This is a genomic window from Gemmatimonadota bacterium (assembly GCA_040388625.1).
Taxonomy (GTDB): domain Bacteria; phylum Gemmatimonadota; class Gemmatimonadetes; order Gemmatimonadales; family Gemmatimonadaceae; genus Fen-1247.
In genome coordinates, this window is record JAZKBK010000006.1 from 65,865 (window position 1) to 88,892 (window position 23,028).

Annotated in this window: 21 protein-coding genes; 7 read left to right on the forward strand and 14 right to left on the reverse strand. The window is 61.9% G+C overall.

Translation table 11 applies throughout. From position 1 onward, the window contains the following. Positions 1 to 185: 185 nt before the first annotated feature. The 5 genes from guaB to V4529_13890 form a co-directional block, all read right to left on the reverse strand. Positions 186 to 1,667, reverse strand: coding sequence for an IMP dehydrogenase (guaB, locus tag V4529_13870; protein MES2359415.1), 1,482 nt, complete (start codon positions 1,665 to 1,667; stop codon positions 186 to 188). An 80-nt stretch (positions 1,668 to 1,747) separates the two neighbouring features. Further along, positions 1,748 to 2,182, reverse strand: coding sequence for a DUF1232 domain-containing protein (locus tag V4529_13875; GenBank protein ID MES2359416.1), 435 nt, complete (start codon positions 2,180 to 2,182; stop codon positions 1,748 to 1,750). Positions 2,183 to 2,218: 36 nt separating this feature from the next. Then, positions 2,219 to 3,043, reverse strand: coding sequence for a L,D-transpeptidase (locus V4529_13880; GenBank protein MES2359417.1), 825 nt, complete (start codon positions 3,041 to 3,043; stop codon positions 2,219 to 2,221). Continuing rightward, positions 3,043 to 3,702 carry a hypothetical protein gene (locus V4529_13885; GenBank protein ID MES2359418.1) on the reverse strand — a complete coding sequence of 220 codons (660 nt, stop codon included), beginning with the start codon at positions 3,700 to 3,702 and terminating at the stop codon, positions 3,043 to 3,045. The genes V4529_13880 and V4529_13885 overlap by 1 nt, the downstream gene beginning before the upstream one ends. Then, entirely contained in the window at positions 3,699 to 4,454 is a 756-nt protein-coding gene (locus tag V4529_13890; GenBank protein ID MES2359419.1) for a hypothetical protein, read from the reverse strand. The genes V4529_13885 and V4529_13890 overlap by 4 nt, the downstream gene beginning before the upstream one ends. 65 nt (positions 4,455 to 4,519) lie before the next feature. On the opposite strand from V4529_13890, the gene gpmI reads away from it, so the two are divergent. Genes gpmI through V4529_13925 form a run of 7 tightly spaced genes read left to right on the forward strand, consistent with a single transcriptional unit; the run spans position 4,520 to position 11,125 of the window. After that, on the forward strand, positions 4,520 to 6,097 hold the full coding sequence (gpmI, locus tag V4529_13895) for a 2,3-bisphosphoglycerate-independent phosphoglycerate mutase (GenBank protein ID MES2359420.1): 1,578 nt from the start codon (positions 4,520 to 4,522) through the stop codon (positions 6,095 to 6,097). Between the two features lie 20 nt (positions 6,098 to 6,117). Continuing rightward, positions 6,118 to 6,819 (forward strand): outer membrane beta-barrel protein, encoded by a 702-nt coding sequence (locus tag V4529_13900; GenBank protein MES2359421.1) that lies wholly within the window; start codon positions 6,118 to 6,120, stop codon positions 6,817 to 6,819. A 46-nt stretch (positions 6,820 to 6,865) separates the two neighbouring features. After that, positions 6,866 to 7,384 carry a BON domain-containing protein gene (locus tag V4529_13905; GenBank protein MES2359422.1) on the forward strand — a complete coding sequence of 173 codons (519 nt, stop codon included), beginning with the start codon at positions 6,866 to 6,868 and terminating at the stop codon, positions 7,382 to 7,384. A gap of 29 nt (positions 7,385 to 7,413) precedes the next feature. Beyond that, positions 7,414 to 7,836, forward strand: coding sequence for a 6-carboxytetrahydropterin synthase (locus V4529_13910; protein MES2359423.1), 423 nt, complete (start codon positions 7,414 to 7,416; stop codon positions 7,834 to 7,836). Continuing rightward, entirely contained in the window at positions 7,823 to 9,193 is a 1,371-nt protein-coding gene (dacB, locus tag V4529_13915) for a D-alanyl-D-alanine carboxypeptidase/D-alanyl-D-alanine-endopeptidase (protein ID MES2359424.1), read from the forward strand. The genes V4529_13910 and dacB overlap by 14 nt, the downstream gene beginning before the upstream one ends. A 7-nt stretch (positions 9,194 to 9,200) precedes the next feature. After that, positions 9,201 to 10,448 (forward strand): gephyrin-like molybdotransferase Glp, encoded by a 1,248-nt coding sequence (glp, locus tag V4529_13920; GenBank protein ID MES2359425.1) that lies wholly within the window; start codon positions 9,201 to 9,203, stop codon positions 10,446 to 10,448. After that, positions 10,445 to 11,125, forward strand: a complete 681-nt coding sequence (locus V4529_13925) for a methyltransferase domain-containing protein (protein MES2359426.1) — start codon at positions 10,445 to 10,447, stop codon at positions 11,123 to 11,125. The genes glp and V4529_13925 overlap by 4 nt, the downstream gene beginning before the upstream one ends. A 9-nt stretch (positions 11,126 to 11,134) precedes the next feature. On the opposite strand, the gene V4529_13930 is transcribed toward V4529_13925, so the two are convergent. From V4529_13930 to V4529_13970, 9 genes are all read right to left on the reverse strand, one after another. After that, positions 11,135 to 13,207, reverse strand: a complete 2,073-nt coding sequence (locus V4529_13930) for a heterodisulfide reductase-related iron-sulfur binding cluster (GenBank protein MES2359427.1) — start codon at positions 13,205 to 13,207, stop codon at positions 11,135 to 11,137. Positions 13,208 to 13,244: 37 nt separating this feature from the next. After that, a complete protein-coding gene (locus V4529_13935) occupies positions 13,245 to 14,231 on the reverse strand; it encodes an electron transfer flavoprotein subunit alpha/FixB family protein (protein ID MES2359428.1) in 987 nt (328 codons plus the stop codon). Between the two features lie 2 nt (positions 14,232 to 14,233). Beyond that, a complete protein-coding gene (locus V4529_13940; GenBank protein ID MES2359429.1) occupies positions 14,234 to 14,986 on the reverse strand; it encodes an electron transfer flavoprotein subunit beta/FixA family protein in 753 nt (250 codons plus the stop codon). A 212-nt stretch (positions 14,987 to 15,198) separates the two neighbouring features. Further along, a complete protein-coding gene (locus V4529_13945; protein MES2359430.1) occupies positions 15,199 to 16,512 on the reverse strand; it encodes a RagB/SusD family nutrient uptake outer membrane protein in 1,314 nt (437 codons plus the stop codon). 2 nt (positions 16,513 to 16,514) lie between these two features. Beyond that, positions 16,515 to 19,544, reverse strand: coding sequence for a SusC/RagA family TonB-linked outer membrane protein (locus V4529_13950; protein MES2359431.1), 3,030 nt, complete (start codon positions 19,542 to 19,544; stop codon positions 16,515 to 16,517). A gap of 188 nt (positions 19,545 to 19,732) precedes the next feature. Continuing rightward, positions 19,733 to 20,920, reverse strand: a complete 1,188-nt coding sequence (locus V4529_13955; GenBank protein MES2359432.1) for an acyl-CoA dehydrogenase family protein — start codon at positions 20,918 to 20,920, stop codon at positions 19,733 to 19,735. A 63-nt stretch (positions 20,921 to 20,983) separates the two neighbouring features. Then, positions 20,984 to 21,544 carry a SprT-like domain-containing protein gene (locus tag V4529_13960; GenBank protein ID MES2359433.1) on the reverse strand — a complete coding sequence of 187 codons (561 nt, stop codon included), beginning with the start codon at positions 21,542 to 21,544 and terminating at the stop codon, positions 20,984 to 20,986. Next, entirely contained in the window at positions 21,541 to 22,359 is an 819-nt protein-coding gene (locus tag V4529_13965) for a metallophosphoesterase (protein MES2359434.1), read from the reverse strand. The genes V4529_13960 and V4529_13965 overlap by 4 nt, the downstream gene beginning before the upstream one ends. A 15-nt stretch (positions 22,360 to 22,374) precedes the next feature. Next, positions 22,375 to 23,019 (reverse strand): hypothetical protein, encoded by a 645-nt coding sequence (locus V4529_13970; protein ID MES2359435.1) that lies wholly within the window; start codon positions 23,017 to 23,019, stop codon positions 22,375 to 22,377. Positions 23,020 to 23,028: the final 9 nt, after the last annotated feature.

Sequence of the window (23,028 nt, forward strand, 5' to 3'; positions counted from 1 at the left end):
TCCTGCATCCGGGGCCCGCACGCGAACAGACGCGGCGGCACCCCGGATCGTGTGTGGCACAATCCAGAGCCCTGCCTGCAACAAACTCCGACTACGATGTCTTACTACGGTGAACGGTTGCCGTGCGTTGGTGGCGCCCCTGCTCAGTCACACTGGGGAAGGCGACAGCCGAGCGCTATCGTCCGTCAAACCGAATAGTTCGGTGCCTCGCGCGTAATGACCACGTCATGTGGGTGCGATTCACGCAATCCGGCCGCAGTGATGCGAACAAATTCGGTCTTGGTCCGGAGTTCGTCAATAGTCCCGCAGCCAGCATACCCCATTCCAGCCCGTAATCCGCCCACCATCTGGAACAGGACGTCGGCAGCCGGCCCCTTGTACGGGACCCGTCCTTCGATCCCCTCCGGCACCAGCTTCTTGGCAGACATCTCACCTTCCTGGAAGTACCTGTCTGCACTTCCATCCTGCATCGCGGCAAGGCTGCCCATGCCGCGAATCATCTTGAAGCGACGGCCTTCCATGAGAATAGATTCGCCTGGACTTTCCTCGGTTCCCGCGAGCATCGACCCCATCATGACGCTCGATGCGCCAGCGGAAAGCGCCTTTACAATGTCGCCCGAATACTTGATGCCGCCGTCGGCGATAATCGGCACGTCTCCGGCTCCGTCAACGGCATCGAGCACCGCCGTGAGCTGCGGTACGCCTATTCCCGTCACGACCCGCGTGGTGCAGATCGAGCCCGGCCCAACGCCGACCTTGATCGCGTCGACACCACGCTCCGCCAGCGCCCGCGCACCCTCGCGAGTCGCAACATTGCCCGCGACGAGCTGGACGTCGGGAAACCGCTCGCGAACGTCGCCCGTCGCCCGGAGCACGCCATCGGAGTGCCCGTGCGCCGTATCGATGATGAGAACATCGACGCCCGCATCGACAAGAGCTGCGGCACGAGCCTCGTAGTTGGTCGCACCGATCGCGGCAGCAACGCGCAGCCGTCCGTGCTGGTCCTTGTTGGCGTTTGGAAATTCGCGCCGCTTGTGAATGTCCTTGACGGTGATGAGTCCGCGCAGATTTCCATTCTGATCCACAACCGGGAGCTTCTCGATACGATGCGCCCCAAGTATCTGCTCGGCTTCATCGAGCGTTGTGCCTACGGGCGCCGTGACGAGATTCTTCTTCGTCATCGCGTCCTGCAGCGGGCGATCGAGATTGGATTCGAACTGCAGATCGCGATTGGTGATGATTCCAACCAGGCGTCCGCCATCGACGATCGGGACGCCCGAGATCTTGAAGCGATTCATCAACGCAACAGCCTCGCGCAACGATGCGGAAGGCGACAGCGTTATGGGATCCAGAATCATTCCGCTTTCCGACCGTTTCACACGATCGACCTCGGCGGCCTGGCGATCGATCGACATGTTCTTGTGGACGACGCCGATACCTCCAGCGCGCGCCATGACGATCGCCATGTCGGACTCGGTGACGGTGTCCATCGCCGCCGAAACCAGCGGAACGTTGAGCGTGATACCGCGCGTAAAGCGCGAAGAGGTTACGACGTCCCGGGGATGAACCAGAGAATGCGCGGGGAGCAGCAGAACGTCATCGAATGTGAGCGCGGGCTCTGAGCGAATCCGCGCGTACCCGCTCGGCAGTCCTTCGTCCTGCCGGATAGACAAAGACCCGCCGCCGGCATCAACCGGTCTAGCGGGCCTGGAATTTTGCAAAGTGTGTGGCGCCATGGACTAATGTATCACACTCGACCAATCGTCCGCAAACGCCGGCGAACCCGTCGCGGAAGGAAAAATGAGGCCGCACCCAGCACCCGCTCGAGGTTGAGCTCGTCGAGCTCGTCCGGATCGCCCATCCAGTGCTCCAGAATCACCTCGCGCCCGGCGCTTTTCAGCAGTTGCCGTATCGCCAGCACCAGAACGAAAACGTCGTCCACCTCTCCGATCAGCGGGATGAAGTCCGGGAACACATCCTCAGGAATCAGCACGTAAGCCACGGCTCCGGCGACGAGCAGCTTGTCCAGCAGCTCGACCCTGGGGTCAGTTATCAGGCCGTATAAAAGCCGAAGAAAGTTCGGTAGCTCGCGAACGGCGTCGATGACGGTACGCTTGTGGCCGGTGGCGGGCCGCGCGGCGCTGGGCCGGCGCCGGCGCGATCTCGGGGTTGTCGTTTCCATTGGTTCCTCAGGCGATGCGAGAGCTGTGCCGTACGCTCAGTAGATGTAAACGGGCGTCCCGACCGCAACCATCGGGTAGAGCGTTTCGACGTCCTGATTCAACATTCGCACGCAGCCGTGACTTACGGATTGGCCCACCGAGCTTGGCTCGTCGGTTCCGTGAATCCCGTACCCGTCGCCCAGATCGAGTCGCCTTGTGCCGAGCGTGCCCAGATAACGCCGCTGGACGGTGCCGAACGGTGGGACGATGAGGTTGCCCTTGGCAATGAGCTCATGGCCTTCCTTCGGCGCCGGTGCCGGCTGGCCGTCCGGCATGATAACCTCGGATCCCTGGACCGTGTAGCCGTCGTAATTCTGGCCACGCTCCAGATGCACCAGCCCGACGCCGCGCGCGCGTGCCTGCTCGACATAATGCCAGTCGGGTGGCACCCACGCCGGATTGGAGTCCTTTGACTGTACCACCAGGCGGCCACGGGGCGTCTCGAAACGCCAGTGTTGCCCGCTGCTGCCGCCGACGAGTTCCTTGCCACTCGCAGTTGCGACAGGCGCGGTGAACAGCACGCTGTCACCCTGCTTGTACCACAATCTGTGGTCGGCAATGCTGATGACGATGTACGGTGAATTCGCGTTCGGCGCTGGCGCCTCGACCAGCTTGCGCATGCTGTCGGTTTCAACGCCGGCCTGCGCGCGCAGTGTGCTCAGCAGGTCGAGATTGTCGTTGAACACCATGCGGTTGACGTCGCGCTCGAATCTCAGCTCCGCGGTATCGTGCAGCAGCTTTACACTCAACAGAATGGCTACGGCGATGCCGAGTATGAGCAGCCACGCGATGGCGACCCCGTGTCGAAGGAATTTCAGCATCAGTAGAAGTACACGCTCATTCCAGCGCTGACATTCGGCAGAATCGCGCGAAGATCAGCTGGGTCCACGCGAACATTGCCGGCGGCGACCGCATCGGAGTCCGCACCTGCATAGATGCGCGCATCACCGTTGAGCACGAGGGCTGGCGCGTCGCCGCCTATCACCTGCTGCACCGTGCGCTGGCCGCGCGGCAGAGTCATGGCGGTGGTATCGCCAGCGCTCGTCTTGAATCCCGGCACCTTCGCAGGAGCGAGCGCTACACGCATCACACGTAGCAGTGCGCCATCTCGCTCGAGATACATGACGCCGCTGTCCACTGCGATCGACAGATGCAATCGCGGATCGAAGTGCGCCTGGCGCTTGGCGAGCTCGATTGCAAGCCGCACCTTGTCCTGTTCCTGCTGCACGACGATATCGCTCTTTTTTCGCTCCGCATCCGTCATGCCGGAACGGAGCCGCGCGATCTCCTGCCCATAGGCGGCGCGTCTGTAGAACAACCACATGTCGCCCGCGACGAGGAAGAGAAACACGACGGCAATGATCTTCAGGAATGTCGGATATGCTTCCCTGAATCCTTGCCAACCTTCACGCCGTCGGTCGCCGCCACGTGCTGTGGCACGGCGGTCGCCCGGGTCCTGCGGATCGTGCGAATCGGTCATCTAATTCGGCGAAGGGTCTGAATATCGAGGATGGGAATGCCGACAGGATCGCTGCGTCCATCGCGCACTCGCGCAGTGACTGTGATCCTCGCAAGAGGCTGCAATGCACGAGCCGTGCCCATGAGCGACGGCGGCACTACAAGATACAGCAATGCATTCTCGGAATTGGGCCCCCGCGCAAGGATGTATGGCTCCTCGTCCGCAAGTCCATGGCGCAGCGGATCCGCCGTTTGCAAAGCGAGGAACTCCACGTTCCACATCACCATCTTTCCACGCGTGCCAACTGGATCCGCTCTCAGATCCGCCGCGCTCAGGTTTGCGCGAAATGCGGTATCGGCTGGAACGAGCACTGAATCCGGCACCCATCCCTCGATGCGTACGCGCGACCAGCCGCGATCGCGAGCAATCACTTCGACGTTCGCAGTCTTCTGCAACTGTCCGATCGCAGCTGACGAGGGCGCATCGCGCAGCACCGATGGAACCGCGAGGTTGTATGAATCGTTGCTGGCTGCCGGTGCGACCGCGTCAGACGCAGCGGCAGCGGCTGTGGGCGAAGGCGCTGGTGACTTGGCGCGCGACGCCGCCTGGGCGCCGAGCGGAGCGCCAGATGGAATCGCAGCTGCAACGGCCAACGCCGCAAATGCGACGCGCACCGCGCGACCGATCGTCTCGTTTCGCACCATTGCCGAATCGGACACGCACGGCACGAATCCGCCGCCGTTCTGGTGCGCATTCACGTACAGGTGACGCATGAGGGGAGGACGCGTAGATTAGACGGTTTCGTAGTTCTTTCCTTCATTACACCCAACGAGCGAACATGGCAACGACCGGGCAGCCCCGAAAGGCTGGAGAAGCTGAGCAATCCGGCGGTCAGGTCGCCCTCATCGTTCTCGACGGCTGGGGCTTCCGCGCTCAACGCGAAGGCAACGCGATCGCACTGGCTCAGACGCCCACGTGGGATACACTCTGGAGCCTGCGCTCGCGCTCTCTCCTGGAAGCGTCCGGCCTACGAGTGGGACTGCCCGCGGGACAGATGGGTAACAGCGAGGTCGGTCACCTGAACCTCGGTGCGGGCCGCGTCGTCATGCAGGATCTGGTTCGCATCTCTGCCGCCATCGCCGACGGGTCGTTCTTCCGGAACCCGGCGCTCGTCGCCGCCTGCGACGCGGCGAGGCGCGGTCACACGCTCCATGTCATGGGCCTGCTCGGCGGCGGCGGCGTGCACGCAATCGATGCACACCTCCGTGCCGTGATCGACATGGCGGAGCGTCTCAAGGTGCCGCGCGTTGCACTGCACCTGCTGACCGATGGACGCGATACCCTTCCCCAGTCCGCGCTCGGATACCTGCGTCAGCTACTCGAGTACGCAAACGGCCGAGCACAGGTTGCGAGCATTGGCGGGCGGTACTACGGGATGGATCGGGACAAGCGCTGGCAACGCACCGAGCTGTTCTATCGCGCGGCCGTCGACGGCGTTGGTCCGTCTGCAACCGACCCGATCGATGCGGTGAAACACGCCTACGACGACGGCGTGACCGACGAGTTCATCCTGCCCGTCGTAATCACGCACGACGGTGCACCTGTTGCACCGATGCGCGACGGCGACGCCGTCATCTGCTTCAACTACCGGTCCGATCGCATGCGCCAGATCGTTCGCGCGATGACCGACCCCGGCTTCGACGGGTTCGACATTTCAAAGCGTCCGTCGCTCACGGTCACGACCATGACGCAGTACGATGCAACGTTCGACGTGAACGTGGCGTTTGCACCGTTCTCGATGTCGCGCATAGTCGCCGAAGTTGTTTCGGAAGCCGGCAAGTCCATGTTGAAGACCGCCGAGACGGAGAAATATCCGCACGTGACATATTTCTTCAATGGCGGAGTGGAACCGCCATATCCCGGCGAGGACCGACGCCTCGTTCCCAGTCAGAAGGTTGCAACGTACGATCTCGCACCGGAGATGAGCGCGCGCGGCATAGCCGACGTGCTCTGCGCTTCGCTCGATAAACGCGAGCACGACTTCACTCTGTGCAACTTCGCCAACGCAGACATGGTCGGGCACACCGGCTCGATGCCGGCCACGATCGCTGCTGTCGAAACGGTCGACAGCTGTCTCGAACGGATCATCCGGAGTGCACGCAAATCAGGAACGCGCCTCGTCATAACCGCCGACCACGGCAATGCGGAGATGATGATCGACCCCGAGACCGGTGGCCCGCACACGGCGCACACGAGCAATCCGGTGCCGATCGTATTCTTCAACCCCTATGGAGACGATCCAGCTCTCCGCGGCGGCGGCGCGCTCTGTGACGTCGGACCCACGATCCTCGGTATGCTGGGCATCGAGGCACCACCAGAAATGACCGGGGTAGATCTTTTCCGCCTCGAGTCGTGAAGCCTACTAAAATTACGTACATGTCAAAGATTCTCCGCGCTATCGCTCTCCTCTCGCTGGTCGCCGGCCCGTCGGGACTCGCCGCCCAGGTAGTGGTGGGTCACACGCCCGAGACGAGCCCGTACCGCGACATCACCGCTTCACAGCGGTTGACGATATTCGGCGGCTATTTCAACGTACAGAAGGACGAGGTCGGCGCCACGCCGCAGAGTGGCACCAGCATCGGTCTGCGCTACTCCATACCTGTGGCGGGTCCGGCGGATTTCTACGCCCGTTTCGAGCGCGTCAGCTCGCATCGCGAGGCGTTCAATCCCACAAAGCCCGCTGAAACGCGCTCACTCGGGACGCAGAACCTGGGATTGTACATCGCCGACCTCGGCTTCGACTTCAATCTGACGGGCCGGCGGACCTGGCATGGAGTGGTGCCGCTGCTCGGCTTCGGGCTCGGTATCACCAGTGCGCCGACCACGACCGCGGACGACCCGTACGACTTCGGAACTCAGTTCTCCTTTTCGCTCGAAGGAGGCATCCGCATCAATCCTACAAACTCCTGGGAAATCAGGTTGAACGCCAAGCCGACCTTCTATCAGAATCACTATCCGACGCAATACTACGCCACGCCGACTGGTGGCACTCCGCTGCTGGACAAGTCCACGGCTCGCAGTGGCTTCAGGCACGGTATCGATTACACCGCCGGTCTGTCGTTCCCGCTGTTCCGCTAGCGTCGCGGGCATCCGCCTTGCACGGTGAGCTTTCAGGAGGCTCACAATGCCACGCGATTTTGAAGATATTTTCGACACCGAAGACATGGACCCGGACGAGCTCAGGCGCCTCGTGCGCGAGACTCTCCGGGAGAGTCGATCAATCGATCCGTTGGACATCACTGTCCATGTCCGCCACGGAAAGGTCATACTCGTCGGCCGCGTCGGGACCGATACCGAGAAGCGGATCGCCGAGCGTGTGGTCGGCGACCGGATAGGACTGACCAACGTTGAAAGCCAGCTCGTTGTGGACCCGATCCGCCGCGCCACGAGTCCGGAGGCGGCTGACGAGAACGTCAACGATGAGGAGGCCCACGAAGGGCTGTTGCTCGGCGACGCACCTCGCTCCCATTCCGACAGCAGCGACCACCTGGCGGAGCACGCCGAGGACGAGCTGCTCGGAACCGTGGACAGGACGGAAGCGATAGAGGACGGCATCCCCTGGATACCGCCTGAGAGCCCGACTCCGGAAGGCACGGATGAAGCAGGGTTCCCACCACGCGACGCAAATCTGGATTCGTTTTAATCGCGCACAGGGTGCAGATTTGATCGCGTATGCCTACCTGCACCCTGACACGCCGCGTGAAATTTGCCGCGGCACATCGGTACCGCCGCCCCGAATGGGACGACGCGCGCAATGAAGCGACTTTCGGTGCCTGCGCCTGGCCCAGCTACCACGGCCACAGCTACACCTGCGACGTCACAGTGGCCGGCGAAATCGATCCCCTTACCGGATTTATCGTGGATCTCGGAAAACTCGACGCGATTCTCAGGCGCGAGATTGTCCAGAGGTTCGACCATCGCAACATCAACGTGGACGTCCCCGAGTTTGCCGACGGACGACTGATCCCGTCCGGGGAGAACCTCGCACGCTTCATTCTGGATCGCGTACAGACGTCGTTGAAGACCGATGCACGCGTCGTTTCGGTCACCATTGCAGAGGACGACACCTTGTCGGCGACATATGCAGCAGATTGACGGCGCCCTGATCGCGGAAGTGTCGCGTGTACGCATGCGCGCGATCGCAGCGTGGCTGGCGCCCGTTTCACTCGCCGCCGCAACTGCATGCGCACCGGCCCCACGCACCGGCGCGATACCTGCAACGGCACACGGACGAGCCGCTCTCGAAGCGCGGATCGACACATGGATCGGGAATCCGATCTTCCGAACGGCCGAATGGGCAATTCTCGTAGTGAATCCGCAGAGTGGTGACACCATCTACGCGCACGATCCCGCGCTGCTGATGGTCCCTGCATCCAACATGAAGATCATCACATCTTCCGTTGCACTCACACAGCTCGGCCCGGACTTTCGTTTTTCCACGACGTTTGCAAGACACGGCGCGCTCGCCAACGGAGTCCTGAACGGCGATCTGGTGGTGACCGGCCGCGGAGATCCGACGCTGAGCAACCATATGCGCGGCAACGCGAGCGCGGCTATGGACACTCTCGCGGATTCGATCGTCGCGCACGGCATTCGCGAGATCACGGGACACATCTATTCGGGCGCCGACAACTTCCCCGGTCCTGCGGTCGGCGCAGGCTGGGACTGGGACGATCTCGATTCGTCGGACGGAGCCGGCGTCGACGAGCTGCTGTTCAACGAAGGAATGTCGCGCGTGGTCGTGCACGGACCAGCTGGTGACAGCACCGTGAAGTCGGCGCCCGCGGCAATCCCCACGCAGGACTACCTCCGCGAGTTGCAACTCGCACTCGAACGGCGTGGTGTGCATACGACGCTTGGAGTCGGGGAAAGCGTCGTTCCGCGCGATGCGGTTCCGCTCGACACTCTGTTCGTCGTCCAGTCTGTGCCGCTGAGTCAGATTCTTCCGTACTTTCTAAAGCCGTCGCAGAATCAGATGGGCGAGGTCCTCATGCGCACGCTCGGTCTCGAACGCACGGGCGTTGGTATCGCTGACAGCGGCATCGCTGTCGCGGGCCGCCAACTCTCGGCGTGGGGAATTCCGCGCGACGGTTACCAGCTGCATGACGGAAGTGGAATGGCACGCGCCGATCTGATTTCTCCGGAAACGATCGTGCGAATATTCGACCGAATGCAGGCAAATCCCAACTTCGCAACGTTCTACAACGCGCTCCCGATCGCCGGAGTCGACGGCACGATCGCGCGCCGCATGATCGGAACACCTGCGGCGAACAACGTACACGCGAAGACCGGCTCCCTGCACTGGGTCCGGTCGCTCTCAGGCTACGTAACCGACGCCGATGGTGAACGGCTCATCTTCAGCGTTCTCGCCAACAAGTGGACCACACCGCCTTCCGCGGTAACGATGACGGCCGACTCGATCGCGGCGGCGCTGGCGTCGTACCACAAGTGAGTAGCGTTTGAGTCGGGGAGCGGTCAGCGCCGCCGAGGCATCGGAGCAGATTCTCGCCTCGGTCGAGCGCATGCCGGTCGAATGCGTTCCGCTCTCATCCGCGCTCGGTGCCGTGCTCGCCGAACCAGTCGCCGCACGTGCCAGCATTCCTCCATGGCGCGCGTCGTCGATGGACGGATATGCGGTGAGAGCGAGCGATATCGCCCGCGTCCCGTGCACGTTGCGCGTCATCGGAGAGGTTGCGGCTGGCAGCGAGGCGCCAGTATCAGTGAAGACCGGGGAGGCCGTCAGAATCATGACCGGAGCCCCCGTTCCGGCAAGCGCCGACACTGTTGTGCGCGTGGAAGACACCGATGCCGGCTCGGAACTCGTCGAGATCCGCAATTCGCGCGATGCGGGACGCAACGTGCGCCCACTCGGCGAGGATTTCCTCAAGGGAGACGTGATCCTCAGGGCGGGCGAGTATGTGAGTCCCGCGGCGATCGGCGTGCTCGCGTCCTCCGGCATCGCGACTGTCGCAACCTACCGCCAGCCTACCGTATCGATCGTTTCGTCAGGCGACGAGCTGGTTCGCGTCGAGGGTTTCGACGCGGTGATGAGCGGCAACCGCATCGTATCATCGAACAGTTATTCCCTCCCGGCGATGGTGCGCGAATCGGGCGGACGGCCCCGCGATGGCGGCATCACGCGCGATGATCCGCTTGCACTGCGCAACGCGATCGAGGGTGCGATGGCGTGCGATCTCCTGATCACGAGTGGCGGCGTTTCCGTCGGTGATCATGACTTCACACGCACAGTCATGAAGGATATGGGTGTCGACATCAAGTTCTGGCGCGCGCGTATCCGGCCAGGCGGCCCTGTAGTGTTCGGTATCATCGATGGCCGCCCCTGGATCGGACTGCCGGGTAATCCGGTGTCCGCAATGGTTACGTTCGAGCTCTTCGTGCGGCCAGCGATTCTCAAGATGCTTGGCGAGACGCTGATTTTCCCCGCAACACGAATCGTGACACTCGACGAGCGCATCTCATTGATCGGCGACCTGACACACTACCTGCGCGTAGTGCTGACCCAGCGCGACGGCGTGGATCACGCGCGCCTTACCGGTACGCAGAGCTCAGGAGCGCTGACGTCCATGTTGCGCGCCAACGCGCTGCTCATAGTTCCCGAGGGCCAGCACGAGTGTCATCCGGGCGAGCAGTTCCGCGCGATTCCCCTGCGGGACTCCGTATTTCGGTCAGCAGTCTTCCCCGCGTGACGCGAGCGCTGGCAGGCGCCAAGCTTGTCGCCGATCTCGAGCGACGCTTCGTGACTGTCAACGACGACGTCCGCGTAGGCGGCAGGGACGTCAACATTCTGCGGCCGCGCAGTGCGGAGGACCTCATCAGCGAGAGCGATTTCGACCGGGACGAGCGATTGCCGTACTGGGCCGAGCTGTGGCCATCATCGACCATTCTGGCCAATTTCATCGTCGCTCATAAGAGACCCCGCGGCCGTGCCATAGAGATTGGCGCAGGCGTCGGACTCGTGAGCATCGCCGCCGCGATCGCAGGCCACGCGATCACCGCGAGCGATTATTATGACGACGCCCTGGCATTCGCGCGGGCGAATGCGTTTCGCAACCTCGGCCGGGAGATCGACACCGCTCTCATCGACTGGCGCCATGTGTCACCGGACGTCGCGCGCTTCGATTTCGTGCTCGCCTCCGACGTGCTTTACGAATCGCGCTACGCACCACTCGTCGCGAGTGTAGTCGACCGGCTGTTGGCCGCAAGTGGCGTCGCCTACGTGGCCGATCCCGGCCGCGTTGCTGCGAATGCGTTTGCCGACGCGTGCGTGGACCTCGGACTTGCGATACGTACCACCGCTACCCGGCCATATCAGGCCGGTGATGTGCGGCAGACCATTACGGTCTATGAGGTGACGCGACCGTAACGCCCTGTTCTACAGCAGTTGCTGTGCAACGACCTCGGAGATGTCGTACACCGGAACGTCGGAATTCTGGCCCTTTACGCCATCGCCGATCATGGTCATGCAGAAGGGGCATGCCACTGCGAGGACGTCTGCACCTGTAGCGAGAAGTTCCTCGGTGCGCTCGGCGTTGATGCGCTTGCCGACGGTCTCTTCCATCCACATTCTTCCACCGCCGGCGCCGCAGCAGAGTGCCTTGCTGCGCGTGCGGGGCGGCTCTACGAGTGTCATCATCGGCAGCGAACGTCGCAGTGTCTCGCGCGGTGCCTCGTACACGTCATTGTAGCGGCCAAGGTAGCAGGAATCGTGATATGCCACGGTCAGCTGCTTGCCCTCGCCGTTGAGCGGAAGGCGGTTCTCCTCCAGCAGCTTCTCGATGTAAGTCGAGTGGTGGATGACTTCATAATTGCCGCCAAGCTGCGGATATTCGTTACCGATCTGATGGAAGCAGTGCGGACAGTTGGTTACGATCGTCTCGACGCCGTAGCGGTCCAGCGTCTCGATGTTGTCACGCGCCAGCAGCTGGTACAGATACTCGTTCCCCATGCGGCGCGCAGGATCACCGTTGCACTTCTCTTCCTGACCGAGAATCGCGAAACGCACGTGTGCCGCCTGAAGCACTCGGGCAAACGCGACCGCGATCTTCTTCGCGCGATCGTCGAACGACCCCATGCATCCGACCCAGAAGAGCACCTCCGGGCGTTCGCCGCGCTCTATCATCTCGGCCATCGTGGGGATGTCCATTCCTTCCGCCCACTTGCCTCTGTCTCCTGGATTGAACGCCCACGGCGATCCGTTGCGCTCCATCGACTCGAACGCCGGCTGAATCTCCGGCGGAAAACGCGATTCCATCAACACCAGGTTGCGCCGAAGCTCGTTGATGATGTCGAGCTGGTCGATCGATACCGGGCACTCCTGAACGCATGCACGGCAGCTGGTGCACGCCCACAACTCCTCTTCCGTGATGTAGTTGTCCAGCAGCGTATTCTGCAGAGTAGCCGTGACGGTCGCGTCTCCTGCATCGCCGCCCTCTCCAGCGACGAGCTGCGGATGCTCGAATTCGCCGAAATCACCCGTCGCAAGCGGCGCAAGCTCCATTAGGCGCTGACGCGTGTTGATCATGATCTTGCGCGGGCTCAACAGCTTGCCCGTGATGTGTGCCGGACATACAGCCGTGCAGCGCCCGCACTCCGTGCAGGAATAGCTGTCCAGCAGGTTCTTCCATCCAAGCTGCGTCACGTCCGAAGCGCCGAACTGCTCGACACCCTCGGCTTCCAGATCCATGTAGCTCATCGCTCCCTTCACACCGGGTCCACTCGTGTTGGACAGGTAGGTGTTGGGCAGCGACGTGAGAACGTGAAGATGTTTGGAGTACGGCAGATAATTCAGAAAGATCAGAATAAGTAGCGCGTGGAACCACCAGCTCGTCGCGCGGCCAGCTTCCAGGCCCCACGTGGGCAGCCCGGTGAGCGCGTGCGACAGCGCAAGCGAGATCGGTTGAAACACCGTGCCGGTACCGGGATGCAGCGCGAACTCGAACGCACCCAGCGACAGCAGGCTCACCATCAGCGCGCCGATCATCGATAGGATCAGGATCGCGTCGCCCGAGTGAACCTTGTCGCCCTGAAGCCTTGCAGGCTTGACGACTATGCGTCGATACAGCAGCACCGTAACGGCCGCGAGCACCAGCAGCGCAAATAATTCCTGCGACAGGGTGTACAGCGCGTAGATGGGCGCTGGCAGGATCATCGCGTAACTGAAACCGGGGAACAGCCCGCTGATTATTATCTCGGCGGTGCCGATCGTCAGCACCACGAAGCCCCAGAACACCGACGCGTGCAGCGAGCCGGCAACTGGATCGCGCAGGATCTTTGTCTGACCGAATCCGATCAGGAAGAGATTACGGATCCTTGTGGCAGGATTATCGCTGCGGTCGTCCGGACGGCCGATCGTGCGCATGTACCGTACGAGGCGCTGCGCGTTGTAGGAAAAGAACGCCAGCGCGACCACCACCACGAATATGAATACGCCGCGTCCAATGGTCATCGCGCGAGCCTCCTCGGTGCGTTCGGCTTGTTACGGTTCACCCGCGGGCCCTGGCCTCCTTGACCGCTGCTGTGAGCGCGGGAACGACCTCGAAGAGGTCACCGACGATTCCGTAATCGGCGATCTTGAAGATCGGTGCTTCCTTGTCCTTGTTGATCGCGACGATCGTCCTGGATGTGCGCATTCCCGCGAGATGCTGGATCGCGCCCGATATGCCGACTGCGACATACAGATCCGGACTTACCAGTCTCCCCGTCTGCCCGATCTGATCGCTGTGTGGACGCCAGCCCTCGTCGGTCACGACACGCGTCGCACCGACCGCAGCATTACCGAAAGCGGCTGCAAGCTCTTCCACCAGATGGAAATTCTCGGGTCCCTTGAGTCCGCGACCGCCGCTGACGATTACCGGCGCCTCGCCAAGATCCAGTTTCGTGCCACCACCGAGCTTTACTTCCTTCACCACCACACGCGATGCGTCAGGATCACCGACCGGAGCGGCGTGCTGAATCGTTCCGGCGCGCGGACTCTCCACCGGAGTGAACATGTTCGCCCGTATCGCCACCAGCGCGGGATTGGATGCGATCTTCACCGTCGCGAGCACCTTGCCGATGTTCACCGGATGCTTCACGATTACCGCGTCACCATCCAGCTTGATGTCCGTAACATCGGTGACGAGGCCCACGCCGAGCTTCGCCGCGACGCGCGGTGCGAGATCGCTACCGAGCGCGGACGTTGGAAAGATCGCGACGCGATATCCGCCAGTGCGTACGCGCTCGGCGACGATCGCTGCGACAGCTTCCGGATTGTACTTCGCGAATGCGGCATGCTCGGCGACAACCACCTCGTCCGCTCCGTACTTCGCGAGTTGCGCCGCGCAGTGCTCGATACCCGTCGCACCGGCGACGAACGCGTGTACCTGACCACCAGTGGCGTCGGCTACCGAACGTGCCGCGGTTACGGCCTCGAGCGCTATCTTGCGAAGCTCGCCGTTACGGGTCTCCGCAAATGCAAATACGTTTGCCATGATTATAGAACCTTCGCTTCAGTCTGGAGCAGTCTCACGAGCTCCGGTACGGCCGCGACGCCTTCGCCGATGATGCGTCCTGGCGCGCGCTCAGGGGGTAGTTCCATCTGCGTCACAGTGACGGTCTGCACACCCAGCTGTGCTGGCTTTACTTCGAGCGGCTTTTTCTTTGCGGCCATGATCCCCTTGAGCGCGGGATAGCGCGCAATGTTCAATCCCTGATCGATCGTCAGAACTGCCGGCAATGGAAAGTCGACGAACTCCTGCCCGCCCTCGATCTCGCGCTTGGCAGATCCCGTCCGTCCGGATATTTCCAGTTTGGAGATCGCCGTGACCAGAGGCAGTCCCAACAGCTCGCCAACCATGGCACCCACGACCCCATTGGACGAATCAGCCGATTGCTTGCCGAACAGAATCAGATCATAACCGCCATCCTTGAGCTCCGCCGCCAGCGCACGTGCAATCGCCAGCCCATCGAACGGAATGTGGTCGGCCTTGAGCTCCACGCCGCGGTCGGCACCCATCGCGAGCGCCTTGCGGATCGTCTCCTGAACCGCATCGGTCCCCAGCGAAACAATGACCACTTCGGTGGCGGCGTCCCGGTCCTTGATCTGTAGAGCCGCCTCGACCGCCCACGAGTCGAAGTCGTTCATGTCGAACTTGAGGCCGCCCTCGTCCACCGCGTTTCCGATAGCGGCAATCTTGAAGCGAACGTCCATGTCCGGGACGCGCTTGATGCACACGGCAATTTTCACCGCGGATATTCTCCTGGATGAATCGGTATTGAAGATCTTTCCACCGCATGGCCCGTAAGGACCTGACTTAATGTAACGGGCACGGACGGCAGTCGGGGAGCCTGGCTATCCCTCCGCAACCGGGTTCCGTCCGGCGCCAGGGCTGGATGCACCAGAGCCCCGCGAATCGGTTGATTCGCGGGGCTCTGGTGCGCCACTATGGATGAGCCAGGTCAGGCTCCCGTTTTATTGATGTTCGGGTTGTTGTTCCTCTCCACGTCTGGCAGTGGCAGGCACATCTCGGTGCCGTACGTTCCGCCATGCAAGTAGGCGACGCCAGCGGCCGGAACCTGTGGAAGGTTGAGCCGTCGGATGTCGTAGGCGCGCGTTCCCTGGAGGAACAGCTCGCGGGATCGTTCGTCAATCACCTGGTTCTTGATCGCCGTCGCATCTGTGCTCTGGAATGCGCCGGGCAGCCCCGCCGCGATCCGAAGCTTGTTGATGATGTTGACTGCGACCTGCCCTCCCTCCGCTTCGGCGATGATCAGCTGCGCCTCCTCGTAGCTGCCGATGCGAATCGGCGCATCGCCCGCGCGATACTTGTTGCTCACGATCAACGGCGTATGATTGTCCGCCCCATTCTTCCCCGTGGTTGAATCCGCGATGCGGGTATCAGGCACCGTACCACCACTCGCCGTCGGAACCGTCAGACCGATGAACTGTGGCGTCACCGAGGCAAGTTTGGAGTTGAATTGAGCGTATACTCGGTTCGTCCGCACGCTGCTTGCGATGTCAGCCGTCGCATTGTAAACGAATCCGGGCGGCACCTGCTTGGCATCGACATCCGCACCGGTCAGGTTTCCCTGATCCAACCGCGCGCGTGCACGACCCATATACGCGAGCGCGGTGAGCGTCGGATCATTGGCAGCTTGAGCCGCAGTGAGGCCGTCGCTGAACTTCTGCTCCGCCTGCGCAAGTACCTCGAGCGACGTAAGCTCCGGCCCGCGATCGATCGCCGCGCTGCAGAACAGCTCGCCAAGCATGATCCGATCGTAGCCAGCGTAGATAAGCGCCTTCGCCAGGAGATCCTGGCGACCAGGTACCTGTTGATCCGTCCAGGACTTCAGCAGCGCTGACACCGTGTCAGCCGTGTAACGCGCGGTCGAGATCGGCGTGTAAACGCCGGGAGTAGTGTTGTCGCACGTGTTCGTCGAGTATGCGCCGTCGCTCGTCTGTACATCCCGCCTATCGTACGGCCAACGCGACGCGGTAATCCCGACGTCCACGAGCTCATCGCTCAGGAGTCCGCCGACGGCGACGAAAGCGCCGTAACCGCACTCGAAATTTCCAACCGTGCTGTTCACAAGTAATGTCGCGAACGCCGGGTCTTGAAGCGATTTCGCGTCGATCTTGTCCGGCGCAGTAACGTGCAGCGCGTCATTGATCGAGTTGCAGGCAATGAACGTCGCTGATACCACAGCGACTGCCAACAACCCCGCGATCGATCGCGCGTCCCGCCGCAAGCGGCGAATATTTATCGTCGTCATTGTCAGAAGGTAAGGTTGAGGGTGGTCGTGTACTGACGGAGCTGTGGCAGCACAGCCTGATCCCATTGGCCTGCTCCACGCGAGCCGCCCTGGAACGAAGCCTCCGGATCGAGCCCCGGGTACTTGGTCCACGTATGCAGGTTGCGGCCTGCCACCGTCAACGAAGCTCCCCCGACTCGAAGGTCCCTGACCAGCGACTGCGGCAGCGTCCACGTGAGCGAGAGTTCGCGCAACTTCGCGAAGCTCGCATCCTGAATCACGCCACTCGGCGCATTTGTGCCGAGCGCGTACGCACCTACGAGCGCCGGTGAGAATTCAGTTGGGTAGAAATTAGCACGGCACAGTCCGAAGATCTGGCAGCGCACGCGCTCATCACCGTTGAGTTTCTTGAATCCAGTCTTGTAGTCGACAAGCGCAGATGCCCGGAAATTCGTCAGGAACCGAACCGAGGTATTCACCGAGCCCTCTACCTTTGGAATCGTGCGCCCGAGATAGACATTCGGAGCACTCGCGCACGCGATCGTACCACCCTTCCCGTCGGAGCAGAGAATGTTCGACACCTTTCCGGTAGTCGGATCCACCGTCGACGTTATGACGTTTCTCGCGAACCACGAGAATAATGGATAGCCGAGCCGGTTCTGGATGTAGGTGGACGCCTGCAGGAACTGGTTCCCGCCGAGGTTGTCGACCTTGGAGTCATTGGTCGCCATGTTCCACGTGATGTCCCACGAGGCAGTCTTGGTCTGAATCGGAGTTCCGCGCAGAGACAGTTCCATACCGTGACGGAGAATGCGACCGGCGTTGATGTACTGCGAGTTCAACCCGAAGCCAGTCGACGGCGCCACCGGAACCTGCAATATCTCGTTCTTGGTGCCGCCCGTGTAGTACGTGAACTCGACTCCTGCACGATCGTGCAGGAACCCGGCATCGAACCCAAGCTCGGTCTCGTAGCCGCGCTCGGGCTGCAGATCCGGATTTCCAATCGTGCTCGGCGACACACCCGTAGGTGTGGTCGTGTACGACTGGATGCTCACGAACAACGGTGGCGCCTCGCCCGACTGCCCGTACGCAGCACGCAGCTTGAGCGCCGACACGAACGGAACCTTGAAGAACGGCTCGTCACTCAACACCCACGATGCGCTGAAGTGCGGATACACGACGTTCTTGAAGTTCTTTCCGAACGAGCTGTTCTGATCTGACCGCACACCGGCCGAAAGGAAGAAAAGATCGTTCCACGCGAGTTCTTCCTGCCCGAGGATGCCGAGCGAGTTGTTGTCACGCGTGTATTCATATGCGTCCTTACCCGTCGTCGTCGAGCTGAGCGCCGAGAGGCCAGGTGCCGGAAAGTCGCTCCCCGATCCGCCGGCGTACCTCGCGTTGCGAAGGTACATGTCACCGCCGATCGTCGTGTTCGACATCAACGACGATGTGATCGGCGCCTTCACCGTCGCATGGTAGCTCGTCGTCGTGATCGTATTATCGCGGAAGTCGACGGCCTTGTACCCCGAGTCCGCATCCGTCCCGAAGAAATACGATAGATCGTGATGCACCGTAGCGAGGTTGTCGTTCTGTTCGTGCGCGTAATCGGTGCCGACCGTGAGCTGCTGCGTGAACCACTTCGCCGGAGTGTGCGATATCTGAACGCTCCCCGTGAAGCGGTTGTATAGCTGATCGAAGTAGTACTCCTCGTAATACGCTTCTGGAATTCCGCTGTCGAACCCTGCATTCGGCAATCCGAGCGTCGCCGGAGTCGAGTAGAAGCCGGAGAACATCAGGCCACCGCAGCCAGCTTCGCAATTCAGCTTGGTAGTACCGCGTACGTAGCCGCCACTTCCGGAGATGTCGAGCGTGCTGGATGGAACCATCCGCACGTTGCCGCGCCCACCGTACTGGATCTGCGAATTCGTCGGCTCGACACCCTGATCGCTGTGTACCTGACCGCTGAGGTAGTACTGCACCGTCTGCGATCCGCCGCTCACCGCGAGCGAGCTCTCGTTGATGCGCCCGTCCCGGAAAAGCGGCTTCCCGGAATCGGCGCGGAACTGCGCGATGTTCTGGCTCACGATCGTACCGACCGGCTGTCCGGTGCACAAGGGATTCCCACTCCCCGCTGCAACCATCTTGGCGCTGCACGCAGCATAATTCGTCGGAAAACGGCCGATAACGTCGGCGAAGAACGCCTTGCCCTGCTTCGTCGTGAAATCCCAGCGCGGCTTGCCCTGCGCCCCGCGCTTGGTGATGATCTGGATGACGCCGTTCACCGCGTCAGTTCCGTACAACGCCGTCGCCGCTGCCCCACGAACTATCTCTATGCTCTGTATGTCGTCCGGGTTGATGTCGTTCCACCGCGAAGTCGTGCTCGCGCCGAATGACTGGTTGGCAGGGCCTGTGCCCTGTGAATTGTCGATTCGTACACCATCGACGTAGATGAGTGGATCGTTCGATAGAGATAGACTCGATCCGCCGCGAATTCGAACCGTCGCGCCCGAACCCACGGCGCCTGAGTTCTCGAGGATCGTGACGCCCGGAGCTCGCCCATTGATCAGCCCTTGCATGTCCTGAACAGGCGCTGTCTTGACGATGTCCGCTGCCTGAATCTGCGCGACGGATACACCAACGGATCGCTTGGAAACCGCGCCCGGCGTTCCCGTCACGACCATGCTGTTCAGCTCGACCGCGCGCTCCCTCATGCGCAGCACCAGGTCAGTCGCGCCCACACGCACGCGCTGCGTCAGCGGCGCAAATCCGATCCGTCGAAGAGTCAGCGTCACGCTGTCGCCGCTGAGTTGCATAATCCGGAACCGTCCCGAAACATCGGTCGACGCGCCACGTGTGCCAGACAGGATCTGCACGCCCGATATGGGAGTGCCACTCCCTTCCGTCACCACCGTGCCACCTACCGTACCTGCCTGCCCAAAAACAAGTTGCGGGGCAAGCACCGCGCAAAACGCGATACAGCCCCGCACCATCCAGCCTCTGGCGATTCGATTTGACCATGAAGTCACGTCGCTCGCATCGAAACGCAATCCCATTTACCCTCCCGCATTGGTAATTTGGTGGCGCAACGCGCAACACCAATGCGCGCGCAAATACTCTATCGCAGCACGCAACAACATGCACTACGCTCCCGCCCTGCGCCAGTGTGTATTGTTACGGCAAAAGGCCCCTTTACCGGGGTAAAAGGGCCTTTCCGCGAGGTTAATGGTTTCTTAGTGCGCCACTACTCGAACGCCGATAGCCCCGTCACCGCCTGTCCAATGATCAACGTGTGAATGTCGTGGGTGCCTTCGTACGTGTACACGCTCTCGAGATTCTCCATGTGTCGCATCGCGCCGTACTCCGCGAGGATCCCGTTGCCACCCAACAGTCGCCGAGCCTCACGCGCGATGTCACACGCAACGTTCACGTTGTTGCGTTTCGCAAGCGAAACCTGTTGCGGCGTGAGCCGCCCCGCATCCTTGAGTCGCCCGAGATGGAGCGCGAGCAATCGACCCTTCGCGATCTCCGTCACCATCTCGGCAAGCCGCGCCTGCTGCAACTGGAAGCCACCTATCGCGCGACCGAACATCACTCTGTTGCCCGCGTACGATAGCGCTTCTTCAAAACAGTACATCGCAGCGCCGATCGCACCCCACGCGATTCCATATCGTGCCTGAGTCAGGCACATGAGCGGACTCTTGAGTCCACCGGACCTGGGAAGCAATGCATCACCAGGCACGTGCACATCCTGCAGCGACAGCTCCGACGTGTCCGACGCGCGCAACGAAAGCTTGCCCTTCTGATTCTTCGCGCTGAATCCGGGCGTCGATGTCGGCACCACGAATCCGCGAATCGAATGTCCATCGTCGTCGCCATCTTCGGTCTTGGCCCAGATGATCGCGACGTGCGCGGTGGATCCGTTCGTGATCCACATCTTCGCGCCATTGATGATCCAGCTCCCGTCTGACTGCTCGCGCGCGCGCGTTATCATCCCCGCCGGATTCGATCCATAATCCGGCTCGGTCAGCCCAAAGCACCCGATCGTCTCGGCCTTTGCCATCGACGGAAGCAGCCTTGATTTCTGCTCGTCGGAACCGAACGCGAATATCGGATACATCACCAGCGCGCCCTGCACCGATGCGAATGACCGTACGCCTGAATCGCCACGCTCGAGCTCCTGCATGATCAGCCCATAGGCGACGTTGTTCAGTCCGGCACAGCCGTACTGCTCCGGCAGATTGGCGCCGAGCACGCCGAGCTCCGCCATTCCGGCGATGAGCTCCTTCGGAAAACGCCCTTCTACATAGGCGTCGCCGATGATGGGAAGGACTCTATCATCGACGAACGCGCGGACGGAGTCCCGTACCGCGCGTTCCTCTTCTGATAGAAAGGAGTCGATGTCACAGAGATCGAGAGGGTTCGTAGGCATCCCGAAAGATACCGCGACACCACCGTTTCCCGCACCCGGTTGGACCGCGCGCCCAGCCCCCCTCTAGTGCTTGCTCCGCTTCCCTGCTCGCGCCGCCAGCCGCGGCTGTGCTCCTCCACCCGCCGGACGAGTCGCCCTCGCGCTGATGCCGACTTCGATCGCCTTCTCGCGGAACGCCTGACCGTGATCCAGCGCCATGCCGTTCTCATCCTGCCACTGGTGCACCATCTCGTGCACCAGCGTGTGCAGCACGTCGTCCCACGAATCCCGCTCGATGTGGCGCAGCGACATCGCGATCTCGGCCGGCTGCCCTCCGCCCGCAACCATATAGTGGCCCAGCCGGTTCTTCATCCGTCGCGATAGACGGATCTTCACCCGGCCGAGCTTCGCATCGAACAGCGCAGCATTGTACCCCGCGTGCTCGATCTGAAGCGCGCTGATCATTGCGGCGTCATCCGCGCGCGATCCGCTCGACCGTCGCTTGCGATGGATCCGCACGACGTCCGGACGCGGCGGCGCAGGGCGCGCGATTTCCATTCGCGGCTCCTCCACCACGGCCGCACTGAACAGCTCGCACTGCATCCACAACTGCCGCAACCGCTCCAGCTTGAGCCTGCCGCTCAACGTTCGAAGCAGCGCTGCGGTCCTGGAATGAACTCTCCTTCTCCGTCCCATATGAATGTCACAACCGTGATGCTTTGAGGTTCTATAGTGATGACGTTGTACGACGATGGACGCCCGCCCCGCGAACGGTTCGATACCGTCCCCGCAGTCGATACGACCACGCCCTTACGTGGATGCTCGATGAAGTTCACCGCTTCCTGATGATCGTGGCCGCACAGCACCAGCTCCACGCCCATCTCCGCGAACTTGTTCAGGATGCGCGGCGTGTGCTTTAGGCCGTACCGTTGCGACAGCTCGCCCGCAACCGGGTTGTGATGCATGACTACGACCTTCGCGGCGCCAGGCGGCGCATGCTCGAACCTGTCTCTCGCCTTGCCGATCTGCGCCGGCGTAAGGTCGCCGATTATCGAGATGTCGCGCGGGTTGAGAGTCAGAGTGCGCGCCGTCACCCCGTGCGCTGTGTTCAGTCCAACGAAGTACGCCCCGTCGATCCGGAGCGTCGGTTCGAGATCCCCCGAGATGTACTGACGGTAATTTGCATAGACTTTTGTTTCATCGCCGATGCCGACCGGCGCAAACCACCACGCAACGTCATGATTCCCCGGGACGGTGATTACCGGGCAGAATTTCCGCGCATCCCTCAGAAATACAGCCGCACGCTGAAATTCCCCTGCCCTCGCCCGCTGCGAAAAATCGCCCGATGCCGCTACGGCGTCGAACGAACGTTCGGAAATCGCGCGCTCAATTGCGTCGATCTGCTCCAGCACCGCCGGCCGGCCGAAATGCAGATCCGAAACGTGCAGAATCGTCGTCATCCCGGCGCCAGCGACCTAATTGACTGGTGACGCGATCAGATCTGCCAGGCGCGATGCTAGATCGGCCGCGATCGCCGGCGAGAACTTCGTCATCTCCGCTCCAGCAAGATCGCCGGACCACTGCACCTGCGACCGGCGCGCATCGATGATGACAAGGTGTAGCATCGCATGACCGACACCTTTCGACCCCACGAACCGCATCTCTACCGGGAACAGCACATAACGAGCGTCCGTTAATGCGATAAGCGCGCGCAGTTGCGACGCCAACGGCTCCCGGAGCTGCCACTCGGCCGCCTTCTGCCCCGAGCGAACCTCCTCGGCCGCCAGCGACGTGGGATCGGGAGCGTAGCCCTGATTTCGCGCAACTGATCGGATCAGATCCGGCGCCATCGTCCAGTGCCGCTTGAGCCCCCGCTGCGTCAGTGCGAACGCGATCTCGTCATCCACCGTATGCAGGTAGGCCCGCGACGGTGGCGCCTGCTGAGACCAGCCGAGTGAATCGGCGAACGTCAGATACTGCACCGGGAGGACCAGCATCTGCTCGGAGGCGAGTCGCTCCAGGGGACGTTGCTGCGGAGGTGGCGTGCCGCCCCGCGCCGCCTGAGCAGACAGCGGTGATGCGCATAGCATCGCAGCAAGCGTAGTGAGGGCTAGCTTCATTGCAGAAAA

What these genes read in the sequence shown, in the direction of transcription:
- V4529_13950 (MES2359431.1), bottom strand. Translation starts at nt 19,544, where the DNA reads ATGGGATTGCGTTTCGATGCGAGCGACGTGACTTCATGGTCAAATCGA.
- V4529_13965 (MES2359434.1), bottom strand. Translation starts at nt 22,359, where the DNA reads ATGACGACGATTCTGCACGTTTCGGATCTGCATTTCGGCCGGCCGGCG.
- dacB (MES2359424.1), top strand. Translation starts at nt 7,823, where the DNA reads ATGCAGCAGATTGACGGCGCCCTGATCGCGGAAGTGTCGCGTGTACGC.
- V4529_13900 (MES2359421.1), top strand. Translation starts at nt 6,118, where the DNA reads ATGTCAAAGATTCTCCGCGCTATCGCTCTCCTCTCGCTGGTCGCCGGC.
- V4529_13905 (MES2359422.1), top strand. Translation starts at nt 6,866, where the DNA reads ATGCCACGCGATTTTGAAGATATTTTCGACACCGAAGACATGGACCCG.
- V4529_13890 (MES2359419.1), bottom strand. Translation starts at nt 4,454, where the DNA reads ATGCGTCACCTGTACGTGAATGCGCACCAGAACGGCGGCGGATTCGTG.
- gpmI (MES2359420.1), top strand. Translation starts at nt 4,520, where the DNA reads ATGGCAACGACCGGGCAGCCCCGAAAGGCTGGAGAAGCTGAGCAATCC.
- V4529_13955 (MES2359432.1), bottom strand. Translation starts at nt 20,920, where the DNA reads ATGCCTACGAACCCTCTCGATCTCTGTGACATCGACTCCTTTCTATCA.
- V4529_13910 (MES2359423.1), top strand. Translation starts at nt 7,414, where the DNA reads ATGCCTACCTGCACCCTGACACGCCGCGTGAAATTTGCCGCGGCACAT.
- V4529_13880 (MES2359417.1), bottom strand. Translation starts at nt 3,043, where the DNA reads ATGCTGAAATTCCTTCGACACGGGGTCGCCATCGCGTGGCTGCTCATA.
- V4529_13935 (MES2359428.1), bottom strand. Translation starts at nt 14,231, where the DNA reads ATGGCAAACGTATTTGCATTTGCGGAGACCCGTAACGGCGAGCTTCGC.
- V4529_13875 (MES2359416.1), bottom strand. Translation starts at nt 2,182, where the DNA reads ATGGAAACGACAACCCCGAGATCGCGCCGGCGCCGGCCCAGCGCCGCG.
- V4529_13885 (MES2359418.1), bottom strand. Translation starts at nt 3,702, where the DNA reads ATGACCGATTCGCACGATCCGCAGGACCCGGGCGACCGCCGTGCCACA.
- V4529_13970 (MES2359435.1), bottom strand. Translation starts at nt 23,019, where the DNA reads ATGAAGCTAGCCCTCACTACGCTTGCTGCGATGCTATGCGCATCACCG.
- V4529_13930 (MES2359427.1), bottom strand. Translation starts at nt 13,207, where the DNA reads ATGACCATTGGACGCGGCGTATTCATATTCGTGGTGGTGGTCGCGCTG.
- V4529_13945 (MES2359430.1), bottom strand. Translation starts at nt 16,512, where the DNA reads ATGACGACGATAAATATTCGCCGCTTGCGGCGGGACGCGCGATCGATC.